The organism is Streptomyces globisporus (genome assembly GCF_003501885.1).
Classification (GTDB): Bacteria; Actinomycetota; Actinomycetes; order Streptomycetales; family Streptomycetaceae; genus Streptomyces; species Streptomyces globisporus_D.
Map to the genome: position 1 here is coordinate 1 of NZ_QWFA01000169.1, position 16,368 is coordinate 16,368.

Sequence of the window (16,368 nt, forward strand, 5' to 3'; positions counted from 1 at the left end):
CGTATGAGGATGTGGGGTGGGCGGGGTCAGGGGGCGGCCTCGATGGTGATGCGGTCTGCCCCGGAGAGCTGGTCGGCGTCGGCGTCGATGTGGCCGAGGACCAGCAGGTCGGAGGAGGCGGAGGGGCCGTCCTTGTAGAAGATGGCGAGGTTGCCCCACGGGGCGAAGTAGGTGAGGTCCCCGGTCTTCGGCGCCTGCGGTTCCGGGGCGTTCTCGGTGGTCAGCTTCCTCGGCGGGTCCGCGATCCGCTCGGTCCCGTGGAAGTCCTCCAGGTCCAGGGTGAGCGGAAGGAGGAGGCCAGGTCGCGGGCGGCGGGGCTGTCGTTCAAGGTCGCCTCGACCTCTTGGCCGTCGATGGTGACGCGGATGTCCATCGGAGTGCTCCTGTCTGATCCGGGCGGGCTCGCGGACGCCGAAGCCGGTGGGGAGGCCGGGGCGGACGACGAGACGGCGGAGGTGGTGGGGGCCTGCTCGGCGGACGAGCCTTCCGAGCAGGCGGTCGCGGCCAGCAGCAAGCCAGTGGTGGCGACGGTCAGGGCCCGGCGAAGGGTGAAGGTGGTCATGGGGTGCCGTCCTGCGGGTCGGGCATGGGCTCGGCGTAGTGACGGAAGCCCTTGCGGTCGGTGTGCAGGCCGTACAGCAGCTCGGCGAGCTTCTCGGGGCTGGACGTCGCGGAGTCGGGGCTGATCGCGCCGGGGACGATGAGCTGCGTGGCGTGGATGTTCTCGTCGGCGAGCGCGGTGTGGAGCATCTGCGCGTACGCGCTCTCGGCGGCGAACGCGATCGAGGTGCCCGCCACGCCGGCCTTCGGGCGCACGGCGCTGCCGCCGTTGACGAACAGCAGCGTGCCCCGGCCCAGCTCCCGCATACCGGGCAGGACCGCGTTCACGCAGGTGAGGGGCCCCTTGACGGAAAAGGCCAGCGGGTCGTCCAGGTCGGCGGCGGTGGTGTCCAGGACAGGCTTCATGAAGTCGCCGCGGGGCACCGGGCTGAACTGCAGGATCTCGACGGGCCCCAGCTTCTCCGCGGCCTCTTGCAGGGCTGCGGTGAGGGAGGCGGGGTCGAGGACGTCGGCGGTGAAACCGCGGGCGTCAATGTCTTCCCTCGCCAGCTCCTACACCAGGTTGTCCTGGTGCTGGGGGCTGCGCGAGAGGAGGGCAACGTGGTGGCCCGCTTTCCCGAAGCGGCGGGCGGCGGCCAGCCCCAGGCCGGGGCCGGCGCCGACGATGGCGAAGGTGGTCACGGTGGTTCTCCTCAACGAAGTGGGCAGGGCGGGCCCCATCGGGCCCGCCTCGGGAAGCGGGGCGGTTCTCGGGTGGAGGGACGGTGCGGGCCGGGTTCAGCCGGGGGCCGGGGCGGTGGCGTACTCCTCGTCGGTGACGGGGTTCAGCCAGTGCACGACGTCGTGTTCGTCGTCGCCCTCGTTGATGGCCAGGTGGACCATCAGCCGGTTCGGCGCGGCACCGTGCCAGTGCTCCTCGTCGGCCTCGAACAAGACGCGGTCGCCGGGCCGGATGACCTCCACCGGCCCGCCCCGGCGCTGGCACAGGCCGACCCCTTCGGTGACGAAGACGGTCTGGCCCAGCGGGTGGCGGTGCCAGTGGGTGCGGGCGCCGGGCATGAAGTGCACCAGGGAGGCGGTGACCCTCGAAGGGGCGGGGGCCGCGGCGACGGCGTCGATGTAGACGTCGCCGGTGAACCAGTCCGCCGGCCCCTTGGCGGTGTCGATCGAGCTGCGGGTGATCTGCACGGAGAGTCTCCTGGTACGCGTGCGTGGCGGGGCGGGTCAGGGGGTGAGGAGCGTCTTGATGGCGCGGCGCTCGTCCATGGCCTGGTAGCCCTCGGCGACCTGGTCCAGGGCAGGTGGTCATGAACTCGACGTTCACGCAGCTCGACGGGAATCCGTTGCGGCAGTTCGCACAGGTGTTGTCCGAGGTTGCGAAGGAGCCGACGACGAGCTGGCCGGGCTTGACCGCGGTCACCTCGGAGCCGACTTCCTCCACGAAGCCGACGTACTCGTGGCCCATCGGGTGCGCGTGGTCGGTGGGCTCCGCGCCGCGGTAGGGCCACAGGTCGGAGCCGCACACGCAGGTCACGGCCGTGCGGATGATCGCGTCGGTCGGCTTGAGGATCTTCGGATCCTGAAGGGTCTCGAAGCGGATGTCGCCGGGGGCGTGAATCACTGCGCCGCGCATGTGAGAGGTTCCTTTGCGTTACCGGGTACAGGGTGCGGGCCCCGGAGCACGGGCGGCGGGCCGCCCGGCCGGGTGCGGAGCCTCCGGTTTCCACCTGGTGGGCGGGACGGGAAGCACCACGCCTTCCAGGTAACGCCCTCTTCACGCGCGTAGCGATTCACTGACAAGGGGTGTACTGGCAGTGCATCCCTTCGGCCCTGTGCTCGACGTACCGTCGAAGACATGGACAACCGTGAGGAGGTCCGCGAGTTCCTCACCTCGCGGCGCGCCAAGATCACCCCCGACCAGGCCGGACTGCCCGCAGGCTCCCGCCGCCGCGTGCCGGGCCTGCGCCGCAGCGAGGTCGCGGCCCTGGCCGACATGAGCGTGGAGTACTACTCCAAGCTGGAGCGCGGCAACCTCTCCGGCGTCTCCCCGTCCGTGCTGGAAGCCCTCGCCCGTGCCCTGCGGCTGGATGACGCCGAGCGTGCCCATCTGGTGAACCTGGCCCATGCCGCCGACGGCTCCGACAGCCTCACCCGCCCCCGCCGGCGTACCGCCACACGGCAGTGGACACCGCACCGCAGCCTGCAGTGGACGCTGGACGCGATCACCGCCGGACCGGCGTTCGTCCGCAACGGCCGGATGGACGTCCTCGCCGCCAACGACCTCTTCCGCGCCTTCTACGCCGACCTCTACACGACACCGGGCAACCAGCAGAACCTGGCCCGCTTCACCTTCCTGGACCCCGCCGCCCGCCGCTTCTACCCCGACTGGGACTCCTTCGCCGACATCACCGTCGCCATCGTGCGTACGGAAGCCGGCCGCAACCCCCACGACAAGGACCTCCACGACCTGGTCGGGGAGCTGTCGACCCGCAGCGACGCCTTCCGCACCCGCTGGGGCGCGCACAACGTGCGCCACCACAGCACCGGCACCAAGCACTTCCACCACACGGCCGTCGGCGACCTCTCCCTGGCCTTCGAGGGCCTGGACATGGCCGCCATCCCCGGGCTCACCCTCACCATCTACACCGCCGAGCCCGGCTCCTCCTCCGAGGAGGGGCTGCGCCTCCTCGCCACCTGGGCCGCCACCCAGGAAGCCAACCCGGACACCGAACGATCGGCCACCGGCTGACCGACGGCTACCTGACCGCCCAGGTTGCGTCCCGCGTAGCGGGAACCATGAGACGAATCATCGACACCCAACTCAGTCGCCGCAGGTCAGCGTCCTCCGCCCGACCATCTTCGCTGTCAAAGGGCACGGACGTCCTGCGCCGGGCCGGCATCGGGCGGCACGCGGTGGACGTGCTGCCGCGCGGCCTGGACGCCGAGGTGGTCACCGACGGGGTGAACCTGGGCCGGGCGCGCCGCCCGCTGCCGGTGGCCAAGGCGCTGGACGACGTCCTGCTCGCGTACGAGATGAACGGCGAGCCGCTGCCGCCCGATCACGGTTGTCCGGTCCGGCTGATCGTGTCGCGGGCGGCCCGGCTGCGGGACGAGCCACGGGCCGGGAGCTGGGTGCGGTGGACGGCCGACTGGGTGCCGAGGGAGCGGGGGCCCGCCGTGCTGCTGGCTCGGGCGACGGACCGTTCGGGGCGCAGGCAGCCGGTGGCCATCGCGCACAACACCCAGGGTTGTCTGTTCGACGCGGTGGTGCGGCACCCGGTGACGGTGGTCTGACCTCAGCACGCCGTGCCGGTGAGCCGACACCCGTCACGCGGCCGGGCGGGCTCCCGCCAGTACGGCGCTGTGTACGGCGCGGGCGATCCGCGCACCCCAGGTGGAACGGGGTCCGGCGAAGGGTTCGCCGCCGTCCGGCCCCGGTTCGGGGGCGGCGACGCACACGGCGTCGGTCGGGGTGCCCGAACAGTCGAGTCCGGCGTCCAGCAGCGCCTGGACCTTGGCCTCGGTGGCGGTGGCGACGGCGTTGACGAGGGCGGCGTCGGAGAGCCCGGCGGGCAGGGTGACGACGATGTTGACCGTGCCGGGGCGGAACGAGGGCACCCGGTCGTCTTCGGGCGCCGCCGCCCATCCCCGTACGCCCAGGCCTGCCGTGACGGTCGCCGTGACCCCGCCGTCCTGGGCGGTCGTGTACGCGGCGACGTCGGCGGCGGTCATCAGCCCGGCGCCGGGACCCGTGAGCCCTTCCGCCGCGGCGATCTCTGCGAGGTGGCGGTCCGGGTCGAGGCGCGGGTAGCCACCCGGGACCTGGGCGTTGAGGATCCAGGCCCGGGGGCCGATTCCTCCGCCGAAGACCGCGCTGCTGCACACCCGCACGCCCGGCCCCAGCCGCCACACGAGGTGGTGGAGGTGCTGTCCGTCCTCGCGCCGGTCGCGCAGTTCGCCGCGTTGCGCGGGCAGCCCGAGACGTACGGAAGAGATGGCGCACCTCTGGTGGATCGACGGTCGGCGGTGGTCCGGCCTGCGGCCGTCACGGTCCGCCGATCCTATGCGAGCCCCGGCAGCTCACCCGATTGGCCTAACGGGTTCCGGAGTGGCCCGGCGCCGCCGCACGGGGCCGGGGCCCCGTACCGGGCTTCCGGGAGCCACGATCGGGGCGGGCGGGCGGTTGCAGCGTCCATGCGGGTGAGGCGCGATGGAATCCGGACGCGCCACCTCCGGTGGAGCCAACCACAGGGCGTGCCCGAGAGGAGGAATCGGTTATGGGAGCCGCTGACGGTTTCACGGATTCCGGAGAACTCGACGGTCTGACCGTGTACGACAACGACGGCGAGAAGGTCGGCAGCGTGGGCCGGGTGTACGTCGACGACGACACCGGCAAGCCCGACTGGGTCACGGTCAAGACCGGCCTGTTCGGTATGAAGGAGAGCTTCGTCCCGCTCGCCGGAGCCCGTCGAGTGGGTTCCGACCTGCACGTCGCCCATCCGAAGGAGAGCGTCAAGGACGCGCCCCGGGTGGACGCGGACGCGCACCTCTCCGTCGCCGAGGAGGAGGAGCTGTACCGGCACTACGGCCTGAGCAGGAAGTCCGGCAACCTCGGTGAGAACCGGCCGGGCGGCATGGACGCGCCGACCGTCGCCGGGACCGGGGCGATGGGCGCGGCGGGTGCCGCGGGCACGGCCCGGGGGACCGGAACGCCCCCCGGCGCCAAGGCGACCGGCAAGGCGACCACGGTGGGGACGAGCGCCGGGACGGCCGGCGCGGGAACGACAGGAGCTGCGGGCATGGCAGGAGCAGGCAGCGGTACGGGCAGGCACCGCGACACGGACGCCTCCACCACGGCACGCCCGCTGGCGGGCGCCGGTGCGGGCACGTCCCGGGCGGCCGACATGAGCGGCAAGGACGAGATGATCCGCTCCGAGGAGCAGCTGCACGTCGGCAAGGAGGAGTACGAGAGCGGCAAGGCACGGCTGCACAAGTACGTGGTGACCGAGGAGGTCACCCGGACCGTGCCGGTCTCCCACGAAGAGGTGCGGGTGGTCCGCGAACCGCTCCAGCCCGGCGAGAAGACCACCGGGACCACGGACTTCGGCGAGCAGGACGTCGAGGTCACGCTGCACGCGGAACGCGCCACCGTACGCAAGGAGGCCGTGCCGGTGGAGCGGGTCCGGCTGGAGACCAACCGGGTCACCGAGCAGAAGGAAGTCTCCGCCGAGATCCGCAAGGAGAAGATCGACTACGCGGACGGCAAGGACATGGGCACCGGCAAGGACGCCGGTGGCGAGTTCGGCCAGGGGCGACGCCGCTGACCTGCACGACCTCAGGTGGCTGGAAGGCCGCTTCCACGTCCTCGGCCGCCGGGCGGGCTCGTTCAACGGGTCCGCCCGGCGGGCTGTCCTGCGTCGTGCGCCGTCAGCGGCGCGGCAGGAACCGTACCGAGGGGCGGCCGTCGGGGCCGTCCGGGGTGACGACCGCCCGCACTCCGTAGACGTCTCCGATGAGTTCCTCGGTGATGACCTCGGCCGGGGTGCCTCCGGCGACGACCCGGCCGGCCTTCATCACGGTGATCCGGTCGCAGAACATCGCGGCCAGGTTGAGGTCGTGCAGCGCGACGACGCTGGTGACGGGGAGGTCGGCGACGAGGGCGAGCAGATCCAGCTGGTGCTGGATGTCGAGGTGGTTCGTCGGCTCATCCAGGAGGAGTTCGCGGGGCTGCTGGGCCAGGGCACGGGCGATCTGGACGCGTTGGCGTTCGCCGCCGGACAGGGTGTGCCAGGACTGCCCGGCGCGGTCCGTGAGCCCGGTGCGCCGCAGCGCGTCGGAGACGGCGTCCTCGTCGGTGCGGTCCGGGGCGGACCAGGCGCGCCGGTGCGGGATGCGGCCGAGGCGTACGACGTCCAGGACGCTGAGGTCGACCTGGGTGACCGCGTGCTGGTCGACGACGGCGATCCGGCGGGCGACGGTACGGCGGCCGAGACCGGCGAGCGGTTCCCCGTCCAGGGTGACGACGCCGGTGTCCGGGGCGAGAAGTCCCGCGAGGATCCGCAGCAGGGTGGACTTGCCGGAGCCGTTGGGGCCGAGGAGCCCGACGGTGGAGCCGGGCGGCGGAGTGATGGCGACGCCGTCGAGGATGAGCCGGCCGCCCGCCTCGCGGCCGACGCGGTCGGCGCGCAGGCCCGTGGAAACGCTCATGACGTGCTCCGGGTGCGGTACAGGACGAGAACGAATGCGGGCACGCCGATCAGCGCGGTGACGACGCCGACCGGCACTTCCTGCGGGTCGAGGACGGTCCGGGCGAGGGTGTCGACCCAGACCAGGAAGATCGCCCCGGCGAGCGCGGTGACCGGGAGGAGCCGCCGGTGTCCGGAGCCGGTGAGGGCGCGGGCGGCGTGCGGCAGGACCAGGCCGACGAAGCCGATCGCCCCGGCCGCGCTGACCAGGGCGGCGGTCAGCAGGGCGGTGGTGCACAGCAGCACGATCCGGGTGCGGGCGACGTTCACGCCGAGCGCGGCGGCGGCGTCCTGCCCGAAGACGAAGGCGTCGAGCGTACGGGCGTGGGCCAGGCAGATCACCAGGCAGACGGCGAGGACGGCGGAGCACAGGGCCACTTCGCTCCAGCCGACGCCGCTGAGGGAGCCGAGGAGCCAGAACAGCACCCCGCGGGTCTGCTCGGCGTCGGCGGAGGTCATCACGACGAAGGAGGTGAGGGCGGAGAAGAGCTGCATCGCGGCGACGCCGGAGAGGACGACGCGGTCGGTGGAGCCGCCGAGGGTGTGGCTGAGCAGCAGCACCAGGGCGAAGGAGAGGAGCGCCCCGACGAACGCCCCGGCCGACAGCGACACCGCTCCCCCGCCGACCCCGAGGACGACCACCACGACCGCGCCGGTGGAGGCGCCCGAGGAGACGCCGAGGACGAAGGGGTCGGCGAGCGGGTTGCGCAGCAGCGACTGCATCACCGTGCCGCACACCGCGAGCCCCGCGCCGCACACGGCGGCCAGGAGGGTGCGCGGCATGCGGAGGTTCCAGATGATGCCGTCCCGGATCGGGCTCAGGTCACTCGCGCCGAACCCGAGGTGGGCGGCGACGGTGGACCAGACGTCGGGGACGGAGATCCGGGCGGGGCCGATGGTGACGGCGACCGCGACGGAGGCCATGAGGAGGAGCAGGCCGCCGCTCCAGAGCAGCACGGCGAGCGGCGCACCGGCCCGGGCGGGGCGGGCGGCGGCAGGCGCCGCGTCGGCCACCTTTGCGGCCGTACGGCTGTCGGTGCTCACCCCGCGAGCCCGAATTCGCGCAGTCCGGCCGCGACGCGCTCCAGTCCCTCGACGGTCCGGATGGTGGGGTTCATGGCCTGGCCGCTGAGGAGCACGTAGCGGCGGTTCCTGACGGCGTCCATCGTCTTCGTGACCGGGTTGGACTCCAGGAACTCGATCTTCTTCTCGGCGCTCTCGGCGGTCTGCATCGTGCGACTGAGGTCGCCGATGACCAGGACGTCGGGATTGCGGTCGGCGACGGTCTCCCAGCTGATCTGGGGCCATTCGTCGCGGGTGTCGTCGAAGACGTTCTTCGCTCCGAGCTCCTTGGTGATGACGCCGGGGGCGCCGCAGCAGCCCGCGAGGTAGGGGGCCTTGGAGTCGGAGAACCAGTAGAGGAGCGACGTGTCGGAGGCGTCGATGCCGTCGGTGGCCTTCTTCACGCGGGCATGGAGCTTCTTCACCAGGGCGTCGCCGCGTTCGGGGACGCCGAACACCTGGGCCAGTTCGCGTACTTCGGTGTAGACGCTGTCCATCGTCAGGGGTGCGGTGCGGGCTCCGTCGCCGCCGCCGCTGTTGTCCTTGCCGACGCAGTCGGCGGGCGAGACGTAGGTCGGGACGCCGAGCTTCTCGAACTGTTCGCGCGGGGCGACGCCGCCCTTGGCGAGGGTCGAGGCGAAGGAGGCGGAGAGGAAGTCGGGTTCCTTGTCGAGGACCTTCTCCGAGGAGGGCCGGTTCTCCGATATCCGCTCGACGCCCGCGTTGGCCTTCTCCAGGCCCTTCATCACCGGGTCGCTCCAGGTGGCGGTACCGGCGAGCCGGTCGGCCAGGCCGAGCGAGAGGAGGATCTCGGTGGACCCCTGGTCGACGGAGACGGCCTGCTGGGGCGGGGCCTTCACTGTGACGGTGCGCCCGCAGTTCTTCAGGGTGAGCGGGAAGCCGTCGGCCTTCTTCCCGTCGGCGGCTCCGGTGCTTCCGCCGTCGCCGCAGGCGGTCAGCAGGAGGAGTCCGGCCGCGAGCAGGGCGGCGGTACGTATCGGGGCGGGGGTGGCCGTGGACAGCACGAAGGACCTCTGTGTCTCTGGGCCCAGCCGCGGAGCCCGTCGTACGGTTCCCGTGCCCCGGTGCGGGCGCGGGTGCCAGCAGGTCTTCGGACTCGGGTTCGTCCGGGCGGGACGCCTTCCCGGAGCACGCGTGTGCTCCAGTGGCCGTGGCCCCGCCCGTCCCCCTCACCGCTGCGCGTCAGTTCCGGATTCGCACCGGATTCCCTGACCCCGTCGCTGGGGTTCGACTGGCCCCGGCAAGCTATCACGCGCCTTCCCGCAGTTCGGGCGGAGTGCGGCGGGTCACGGTCCGCGGGGCCGGTGCGGCGCGGGGTCTGCCCGCCGTACCGGCCGCGCGGATTTTGCCGGGGCAGGCCTTACGAGGCCTGGAGGGCGATCACCGCGTTCTGGCCGCCGAAGCCGAAGGAGTGGCTGACGGCCCGTCGTACGGGGACCTCGCGCGCGGTCTTGGTGACGCAGTCGATGGCGAACCCGGGCTCGGGGGCGTCCAGGTTCGCGATCGGCGGGATCAGCCCGTGCTGGAGCGTGAGGATCGTCAGGCCCGCCTCGATGGCGCCGGCCGCTCCCATGCAGTGGCCCAGGACCCCCTTGGGGGCGGTGACGGGCGGCCGGTGCGGGTAGGCCCGGCCGATGAGGGCGGCTTCGGTGGCGTCGCCCTGCGGAGTCGACGTGCCGTGCGCGTTGACGTGGTCGACGTCCTCGGCCCGCCAGCCCGCGTCGCGCAGCGCGGCGTCGACGGCCGCCCGCGCGACCTCCCCGGCCGGGTGCGGGCTGGTGGGGTGGTGGGCGTCCGTGGTGGCCCCGGTGCCCGCGATCAGCGCTCGGGGGGCGGCTCCTCGGGCGCGGGCCTCCTCGGCCCGTTCCAGGACCATGATCGCCGCGCCCTCGCCCATGACGATGCCGGCCCGGTCGGCGGCGAAGGGGCGGCAGAGGCGGGCGGGGTCGCCGTCCCGCGGTGCCGCCGCGCCGGAGCGGGCGAAGCCGGTCATGGCGACGGGGAACACGATCGACTCGGTGGCCCCGGCGATGGCGATGTCGCACTGGCCCAGCGTCAGCATGTCCCTGGCCACCGACAGCGCGGTCACCCCGGACGAGCAGGCCGTGCACGGGGCCAGGCTGGGTCCGGTCGCCTTCATCGCGATGGCGATCTCGGCCGCGGGCATGTTCGGGATGGTCAGCAGGATGCCCGAAGGGGAGGTGGCCTCGGGGCCGCGTCGCTCCAGGGCGACGGCCTGTTCGGTGAGTCCGGCGGACCCTCCGCTGCTGGTGCCGACCACGACGGCGACCCGGGCCCCGTCCCAGTGCGCCGGGTCGAGCCCGGCGTCGGCGACCGCCTCCCGGGCGGCCAGAAGGGCGAGTTTGACGTACCGGCCCATCCGGAACGCGGACCGGCCGCCGACCGCGTCGTCGAGGTCGATGCCGGAGACCGTACAGGCGAAGTCGACGGCGCAGCCTTGCAGTTCGGGGACGGTGCGGGCCGGTGAGACGCCGGCGCGGACTCCGTCCCAGGTCGTGTCGGTGGTGTGGCCGACCGGGGTGATCATCCCCAGTCCCGTCACGGCGATGGCGGGTCGCTTCATCGGGTGTTGCTCACCGGCACCGTCGCCTCGGCCGCCGCGCTGCCGACGGCCTCGTCGATGTACGCGGAGATGTCGGCGAGCGTGGCGTCCTTGTAGAGCTTCTCGGAGTCGGCGTCGACGCCCAGGGTCTCCTTGATGATGACGGCGAACTCGGCGACCGCGAGGGAGTCCATCTCCAGGCTGTCCATGGTGGACTCCGGCAGGACCTCGTGGGCGGGCACCTTGAACGTCCCGGTCAGCACCTCGGTGATCTTGGGGTGGATGGTCTTCACGGTGATTCCTCTCATCGGCTTCGTCGGGTTCATGGCGCTCGTCCGAGCGGCGGGCAAACGGTGTCGCCCTCCGCTCGAAATAACTGGAAGACGATCTTCCGGTTACGCCTTCCGGCGAACCGATTCGTCTACGCTCACCTGCGGCTTCTCGAACCATCGGGAGAGCACCGATGTGGTTCCCCAGTACGCCAGGAGGACCCCCCGCGTGCCGAGCGCCGCGACCTTCTCGCGCAGCGGGCGCCTCCGGCTGCCGCAGACGGGCCGCCGGAATTCCGCCGCGCGGCCCCGGATTCCCGCCCTGCGGCTCCGGTGCCAGGCCCCCTCGGGGTCGTCGTAGACGTCCGCGTACCGGGGTCCGGCGATCGGCCAGTCCGACATCAGGCGCTCGGGCAGGGCGAAGGTCGCCACCAGGGCGGGGGTGTGGTCGGCCACGACGACGGTCGCGTCCTCCACCGCGTCGGGCAGAAAGGTGACCTGATCGGCGGTCAGCCGTCCGGAGGCGAGCAGGTCGCCGCTGTTGCGGGCGATCCACCGGAGCGCGAAGAGCCGGCGCAGCTCGGTCAGCCGTTCGCGCGCCGCGCCCTGGGGCAGGGTGGCGACGGCCGCGGCGTACGCTTCGTCCGCCTGCCGGTAGGCGTATGCCTCGACGCCGCGCAGCGCGGCCGACGACGCGGCGTTCCAGCGGCCGAGCGGGTCGCCGGGCGGGGCGGCGCTCATCCGCGTCCGGGCGCGGGCGAACCAGAGGTGCTCGACAGCCGCGAACAGCCGGCCGAGGAAGGCGGGGTCGTCCAGGTCGCCGGGGCCGTCCGCCTCGGCCGGGTCCCGGTCGGTGGCGCTGAAGACCATCTCGGCGGCGGCCTTGGCGTGGACGGCGAGGTTGTCGCCCTCGGCGGTGATCGCGCCCTCGATGCCGGTGACCAGCTCGGTCATTCCGTTGTTCTCCAGAAGACCCTGGGCTCCGCACCGTTCGCGGCATTCGACGATGACGTCCCGGGCCTGCCAGGTGATCCACCCCTTGGCGACGGCCACCAGGCGTTCCGCCTCGTCCCGGCCCGTCTCGGAGGCCGACTCCCAGCCGTCCAGGGCCCTGCGGTGGAGCAGGCTCATCGCGTAGACGGTGGCCATCGCTCCGGCCAGCGGTCCGTGGTGGGTGCGGTGCGCGTACACCGGGATCCGCCGGGTGGCGCGCGATCCGGAGATCATTCGGTGGCCGGCGTAGCGGACGGCGATGGCCAGCGTGACCCGGGCGGAGCCGACCGCGCAGGCGCTCATGGAGAGCTTGCCGGGGGTGACCCGGCCGATCGAGGTGAGGAACCGCCTTCTGCGGTTGGGGACTTCGCTGTGGAACCGGCCGTCGTCGCCGATCCTGCCCTGCTGTCCGGCGAGCAGCGCCTCGCGCGGGACGAAGCAGCGGTCGAAGGAGGTGAGGCAGTGGTCGACCGGGGAGCCCATCCGGGCGGGCAGCCGCCGCACCCGGACGCCGGGCAGGGCGCGGTGGGCGTCGGTGAGCGGGGCGAGGAAGAGGAAGACGCCGTGGTCGGCGCCGTCCACGAGCAACCGGGCTGCCACCACACCTGACTTGGGGCCCCCCGCGGGGCTGGTGTTGGGCATGAACTTCTGCGCCCCGGCGTGCGGGGTGTGCAGGACGAAGCCGTCGCGTTCGCGGTCGTACGTCGCGGTCGTCTCGATGGCCGCCGCGTCGTTGCCGTGCGCCACCTCCGTACAGAGGAAGGTGCCCACGCGCCGCAGGGCGAGGAAGTCCGACACGTCGCGCCGCGTGTCGGCGTCGTGGTCGAGGAGGCTGCCGAGGAAGAGGTTGTAGTGGATGCCTGCCACGGTGGTCAGCGCCGGGTCGACGGGGCCGAGCCACTCGTGGAGGGCGGCCAGCGCCCGGGGGTCAGCGGCGAGTCGGGCGCCGCTGTCGAGCGCGTTGTTGAGGATGCGCAGCCGGTGGTAGGAGAGGGCGAGCCGTTCGTCGGGGGTGCCGCCACCGGGGCGGCGAAACGGTTCTGTTGTCAGCAGGCGGCGCCAGAATCCGTGCTCCTGGCGGAAGTTCGGCCCGTAGAGCACTGCGGTGAGCAAATCGTTCGTGGACGGCGAGGCCGCGTCGTTCGTGGTTACGGTCACAACACAGTAACGATCAAGGAACGGCGAGGACACCCCCGCCGTCCCGAAATGCCCCCGTATATCAGGCGCGTTGGAAGGCCAGTGCGACGTTGTGGCCACCGAAGCCGAAGGAGTGGCTGAGCGCCGTCTCGACCCGCCGGTGACGGGGCTCCTTCGTCACGCAGTCGAGGGGGAAGGCGTCGGGGAGCGCGTCCAGGTTGGCGATCGGCGGGACGACGGAACGTTCCAGCGTCAGGACGGTGGCCACCGCCTCGATCGCGCCCGCCGCCGCCAGGGTGTGTCCGGTGACGCCCTTGGGCGCGGTGACCGGCGGCCGGTGCGGGAAGAGCCGGGAGATGAGGGTGGTCTCCATGGCGTCGTTGAGGGGGGTGGAGGTGCCGTGGGCGTTGATGTGGTCGACATCGCCCGGCGCCCAGCCCGCCTGGTCGAGCGCCGCCTGCACCGCCCGCTGGGCGCCGTGTCCGTCGGGCGCCGGGGCGGTGGGGTGGTGGGCGTCGGTGCTGGAGCCGGCCCCGGCGAGCAGGGCGCGCGTCCGGCCGCCCCGGGCGCGTACCCCCTCCTCGCGCTCCAGGACGAGCATGGCGGCGCCCTCGCCGATGACGAAGCCGTCCCGGTCGGCGGCGAACGGACGCGAGGCGGCGGCCGGTTCGCCGGTACGGGTGGACAGCGCACCCATCCGGGCGAACGCGGTCACCACCAGCGGGGTCAGCACCGACTCCGCGCCGCCCGCGACCACCACGTCGCAGCTGCCGCCGAGCAGCAGATCCCGGGCGACGGCGACGGCCGTGGCCCCGGAGGCGCAGGCGGTGGCAGGGGCGAGGCTGGGGCCGCCCGCCTTCAGCGCGATGGCGACCTCGCCCGCCGCCGCGTTGGGGATCATCATCGGCACGAGAAGCGGGGAGACCGCCTCGGGACCGGAGGCGGCCAGCCTGGCCGCGTTGTCGACGAGTACGGAGACGCCGCCGACGCCGACGCCGAGCACCACGCCGACCCGGGTGCCGGCGACCAGCGCCAGCTTCACGAACCGGGCCATCCGCCACACCGACCGACCGCCCACCGCCGCGTCCAGGTCGATGCCGTCGACCGGACAGGCGAAGTCGACGGGCAGGCCCGCGAGTTCCTCGATCCGCCGGGCGGTGGACCGCCCGGAGCACAGCCCCTCCCAGAAGCTGTGCTCGTCCGCCCCTGCGGGTGTCACGAGGCCGACCCCCGTCACCGCGACGGCGGTGCCGGCTCGGGCCTCGGTGCCCTGATCAGCGGGGAGCGACATGCTGTGTTCCTTCCATAGAGTCCATGCACATGGTCTGCGGGGTCCCGGGCCAGCGAAGTGCCGCCGAGCCCCAGGTCAGTCCGCCCCCGAAGGCGGTGAGCAGCACCCGGTCGCCGGGGCGCAGGCGGCCCCCGTCCGCCGCATCGGCCAGGGCCNCGGCGCCGGTGTTGCCGACCCGCTCCAGATGGGTCACGCAGCGCTGCGGCGCGATGCCGACCCGCTCGGCGACCGCGCGCAGGATCCGGGCGTTGGCCTGGTGCGGTACGAAGCGGTCGACCTCGGCCGGGTCCCAGCCGACCCGGTCCAGGAGCGTCCGGCAGGAGCCGGTCATCCGCTCCACGGCGTGCTGGTAGACGGTGCCGCCCTGCATCCGGAAGAACCCGTCGGCCAGGCCCGGCGGCTTCCCGCTCGCCCGCGCGCGGGCCCCGCCGCCGGGGACGGTGATCAGGTCGTGGCCCGTGCCGTCGCTGCCCAGGTCGAACGCGAGCAGTTCCCCGGGATCGCCGCGGCGCCCGGCCGCGACCAGGGCAGCGCCCGCCCCGTCGCCGAAGACGACGCCCGCCGAGCGGTCGGCCGGGTCGAGCCAGGTCGAGTAGACGTCGGCCCCGACGAGCAGGATCCGCCCGTAGAGACCCGAGGTGACCAGACCGTGGCAGACGGCGAGTCCGTAGACGAAGCCGCTGCACACGGCGGCGATGTCCAACGCCGGTACCGTGCCGAGCCCCAGCCGGGCGGCGAGCGCGGGGGCCGTGCCGGGACAGAGGTGGTCGGGGGTGGCGGTGGCGAGGACCACCGCGTCCACCCCGCCCGCCGCCGGGGCGCGGGCCAGCAGCCGGGAGGCCGCCTCGAACGCGAGGTCGCCGGTGGCGACGCCCGGTCCGGCACGGTGCCGACTGCCGATGCCGGTGCGGCGGCGGACCCAGGCGTCGTCCACGCCCCAGTCGGCCGGGAGCCGTTCGTTGCCGACCGGCTCCCCCGGCACCCAGCCCGCCACGCCCTGCAGCACCGCCGTGCGCGCCCCGGCCGCTAAGACGCCCGTCCGCGTCCCCGGCTCCGTCCCGCTGTCGGCCGCCCGTCTCCTCGCCACCCGTCGCCCCGTTGCCACCCGTCGCCCCGATCCCGTTGTCGTACTGCATCGGGTTGACGAACGGCGGAACGTCTCACGAGGGTGCGTTCGACTGCGCCGAACGGGTCATGACGCGGCGTCAGTTGACGCCGAGCGCCTCACGGAGCTCGTCGGGTCCCGGCGGGTTGGCCCCGGCCCGGGAGACGGTCACGGCGGCGGAGGCGATCGCGTGGCGCAGGACGTCGGCGACGGTGTCCCGGTCCACGGCGTGCAGCCGGTCCCGGGCGTCCGTTCCCAGGAGCCCGTGCGCGGCGAGGGCGTGGAGGGTCCCCGACATGAAGGCGTCGCCCGCGCCGACGGTGTCGGCGACCGCGACGGCCGGGGCCTCGACGGTGATCCGGCCGCCGGGGAACCGGGCGAACGCGCCCGCCCCGCCCCGGGTGACGAGGACGAGCGCGGGACCGGCGGCGAGCCATCGCTCGGCGACCCGCTCCGGATCCTCGTCCGGGTGCAGCCACTCCAGGTCCTCGTCACTGGCCTTGACCACGTCGCTCAGCTCGACGCAGCGCTCGACGCGGTCCACCGCCCGGGCGCGCTCGCCCATCAACGCGGGTCGCACGTTGGGGTCGTAGCTGACGGTGGCGGCGGCCCGCAGCGACTCCAGGGCGGCCAGCACCGTCGCCGCTCCCGGCTCGACGACGGCCGCGATCGAGCCGGTGTGCACATGTCCCGGCGTCCGATCGAGCGGGACCGGGCCCAGGGTCCAGCCGATGTCGAAGGCGTACGTGGCGTGCCCCTGGCCGTCCAGGGTGACCGCGGCCGAGGGGGTCGGCACGGAGGCGTCGTCGGTGCGGACCCCGACCCCGGCGGCGGTCAGATGGTCCCGGATGAGCCGCCCGTGGCCGTCGGCGCCCAACTGGGTGAGCAGGGTGGGGCGATGGCCGAGCCGGGCCAGTCCGTACGCGACGTTCGCGGGGCTGCCGCCCGGGTGAACCCGGTCGGCCCGGTCCGGCTGCCGGACGATGTCGGCGACGCATTCGCCGATGACCAGCGGCTCAAGTCGGTCGAACATGGGGGTGGGTCTCCTGGGGTGCGGTGTCATGGGGCGGGCCGGCGGGAACGGGGGCGGCGACCGGGTGCCGGGCCTCGGCGACCGGGCG

Annotated in this window: 15 protein-coding genes, 3 pseudogenes and 1 riboswitch; of the genes and pseudogenes, 3 read left to right on the forward strand and 15 right to left on the reverse strand. The window is 73.3% G+C overall.

Annotated features, from left to right (window positions below; all coding sequences use genetic code 11):
- Window positions 1-26: 26 nt before the first annotated feature.
- The 5 genes and pseudogenes from D3105_RS35875 to D3105_RS25805 all read right to left on the reverse strand — a co-directional run.
- Complete coding sequence (locus D3105_RS35875; protein WP_338104020.1) at window positions 27-278, reverse strand: cyclophilin-like fold protein; 252 nt, start codon at window positions 276-278, stop codon at window positions 27-29.
- Window positions 221-562 carry a hypothetical protein gene (locus D3105_RS35880; RefSeq protein ID WP_240647019.1) on the reverse strand — a complete coding sequence of 114 codons (342 nt, stop codon included), beginning with the start codon at window positions 560-562 and terminating at the stop codon, window positions 221-223. The genes D3105_RS35875 and D3105_RS35880 overlap by 58 nt, the downstream gene beginning before the upstream one ends.
- Window positions 559-1,242, reverse strand: a pseudogene (locus D3105_RS25795) (SDR family NAD(P)-dependent oxidoreductase). Before D3105_RS25795 ends, D3105_RS35880 begins: the two are co-directional and overlap by 4 nt.
- Window positions 1,243-1,338: 96 nt before the next feature.
- On the reverse strand, window positions 1,339-1,749 hold the full coding sequence (locus tag D3105_RS25800; protein WP_118905411.1) for a (R)-mandelonitrile lyase: 411 nt from the start codon (window positions 1,747-1,749) through the stop codon (window positions 1,339-1,341).
- Between the two features lie 109 nt (window positions 1,750-1,858).
- A pseudogene (locus tag D3105_RS25805) lies at window positions 1,859-2,194 on the reverse strand (alcohol dehydrogenase catalytic domain-containing protein); the annotation flags it as partial.
- Window positions 2,195-2,416: 222 nt separating this feature from the next.
- On the opposite strand from D3105_RS25805, the gene D3105_RS25810 reads away from it, so the two are divergent.
- Both D3105_RS25810 and D3105_RS25815 read left to right on the forward strand, forming a co-directional pair.
- Window positions 2,417-3,310 carry a helix-turn-helix transcriptional regulator gene (locus D3105_RS25810; protein WP_118905412.1) on the forward strand — a complete coding sequence of 298 codons (894 nt, stop codon included), beginning with the start codon at window positions 2,417-2,419 and terminating at the stop codon, window positions 3,308-3,310.
- Window positions 3,311-3,438: 128 nt separating this feature from the next.
- Window positions 3,439-3,855 (forward strand): annotated as a pseudogene (locus tag D3105_RS25815) (molybdopterin-dependent oxidoreductase); the annotation flags it as partial.
- 33 nt (window positions 3,856-3,888) lie between these two features.
- Here the strand turns inward: D3105_RS25815 and D3105_RS25820 are convergent.
- Entirely contained in the window at window positions 3,889-4,452 is a 564-nt protein-coding gene (locus D3105_RS25820; protein ID WP_425315761.1) for an adenosylcobinamide amidohydrolase, read from the reverse strand.
- A gap of 386 nt (window positions 4,453-4,838) precedes the next feature.
- On the opposite strand from D3105_RS25820, the gene D3105_RS25825 reads away from it, so the two are divergent.
- Window positions 4,839-5,885 (forward strand): PRC and DUF2382 domain-containing protein, encoded by a 1,047-nt coding sequence (locus tag D3105_RS25825; RefSeq protein ID WP_118905414.1) that lies wholly within the window; start codon window positions 4,839-4,841, stop codon window positions 5,883-5,885.
- 103 nt (window positions 5,886-5,988) lie between these two features.
- Here the strand turns inward: D3105_RS25825 and D3105_RS25830 are convergent, their stop codons facing one another.
- The 9 genes from D3105_RS25830 to D3105_RS25870 form a co-directional block, all read right to left on the reverse strand.
- Window positions 5,989-6,768, reverse strand: a complete 780-nt coding sequence (locus tag D3105_RS25830; protein WP_118905415.1) for an ABC transporter ATP-binding protein — start codon at window positions 6,766-6,768, stop codon at window positions 5,989-5,991.
- Window positions 6,765-7,850, reverse strand: coding sequence for a FecCD family ABC transporter permease (locus tag D3105_RS25835; protein WP_118905416.1), 1,086 nt, complete (start codon window positions 7,848-7,850; stop codon window positions 6,765-6,767). Before D3105_RS25835 ends, D3105_RS25830 begins: the two co-directional genes overlap by 4 nt.
- Window positions 7,847-8,893: an ABC transporter substrate-binding protein gene (locus D3105_RS25840; RefSeq protein ID WP_118905417.1), complete on the reverse strand. Its 1,047-nt coding sequence runs from the start codon at window positions 8,891-8,893 to the stop codon at window positions 7,847-7,849. Before D3105_RS25840 ends, D3105_RS25835 begins: the two co-directional genes overlap by 4 nt.
- Window positions 8,894-8,953: 60 nt before the next feature.
- A riboswitch (cobalamin riboswitch) is annotated at window positions 8,954-9,140 on the reverse strand.
- A gap of 109 nt (window positions 9,141-9,249) precedes the next feature.
- A complete protein-coding gene (locus tag D3105_RS25845; protein WP_118905418.1) occupies window positions 9,250-10,473 on the reverse strand; it encodes a beta-ketoacyl-[acyl-carrier-protein] synthase family protein in 1,224 nt (407 codons plus the stop codon).
- Window positions 10,470-10,745 carry an acyl carrier protein gene (locus D3105_RS25850; RefSeq protein WP_118905419.1) on the reverse strand — a complete coding sequence of 92 codons (276 nt, stop codon included), beginning with the start codon at window positions 10,743-10,745 and terminating at the stop codon, window positions 10,470-10,472. Before D3105_RS25850 ends, D3105_RS25845 begins: the two co-directional genes overlap by 4 nt.
- Window positions 10,746-10,847: 102 nt before the next feature.
- Entirely contained in the window at window positions 10,848-12,872 is a 2,025-nt protein-coding gene (locus tag D3105_RS25855; RefSeq protein WP_118905420.1) for an acyl-CoA dehydrogenase, read from the reverse strand.
- A 61-nt stretch (window positions 12,873-12,933) separates the two neighbouring features.
- Window positions 12,934-14,142, reverse strand: a complete 1,209-nt coding sequence (locus D3105_RS25860) for a beta-ketoacyl-[acyl-carrier-protein] synthase family protein (RefSeq protein WP_118905421.1) — start codon at window positions 14,140-14,142, stop codon at window positions 12,934-12,936.
- The gene (locus tag D3105_RS25865; RefSeq protein ID WP_118905422.1) at window positions 14,126-15,148 is read right to left on the reverse strand and encodes a beta-ketoacyl-ACP synthase 3; all 1,023 of its coding nucleotides are present in this window, start codon (window positions 15,146-15,148) and stop codon (window positions 14,126-14,128) included. The genes D3105_RS25860 and D3105_RS25865 overlap by 17 nt, the downstream gene beginning before the upstream one ends.
- A 199-nt stretch (window positions 15,149-15,347) precedes the next feature.
- On the reverse strand, window positions 15,348-16,280 hold the full coding sequence (locus tag D3105_RS25870; RefSeq protein WP_118905423.1) for a carbohydrate kinase family protein: 933 nt from the start codon (window positions 16,278-16,280) through the stop codon (window positions 15,348-15,350).
- Between the last annotated feature and the right edge of the window lie 88 nt (window positions 16,281-16,368).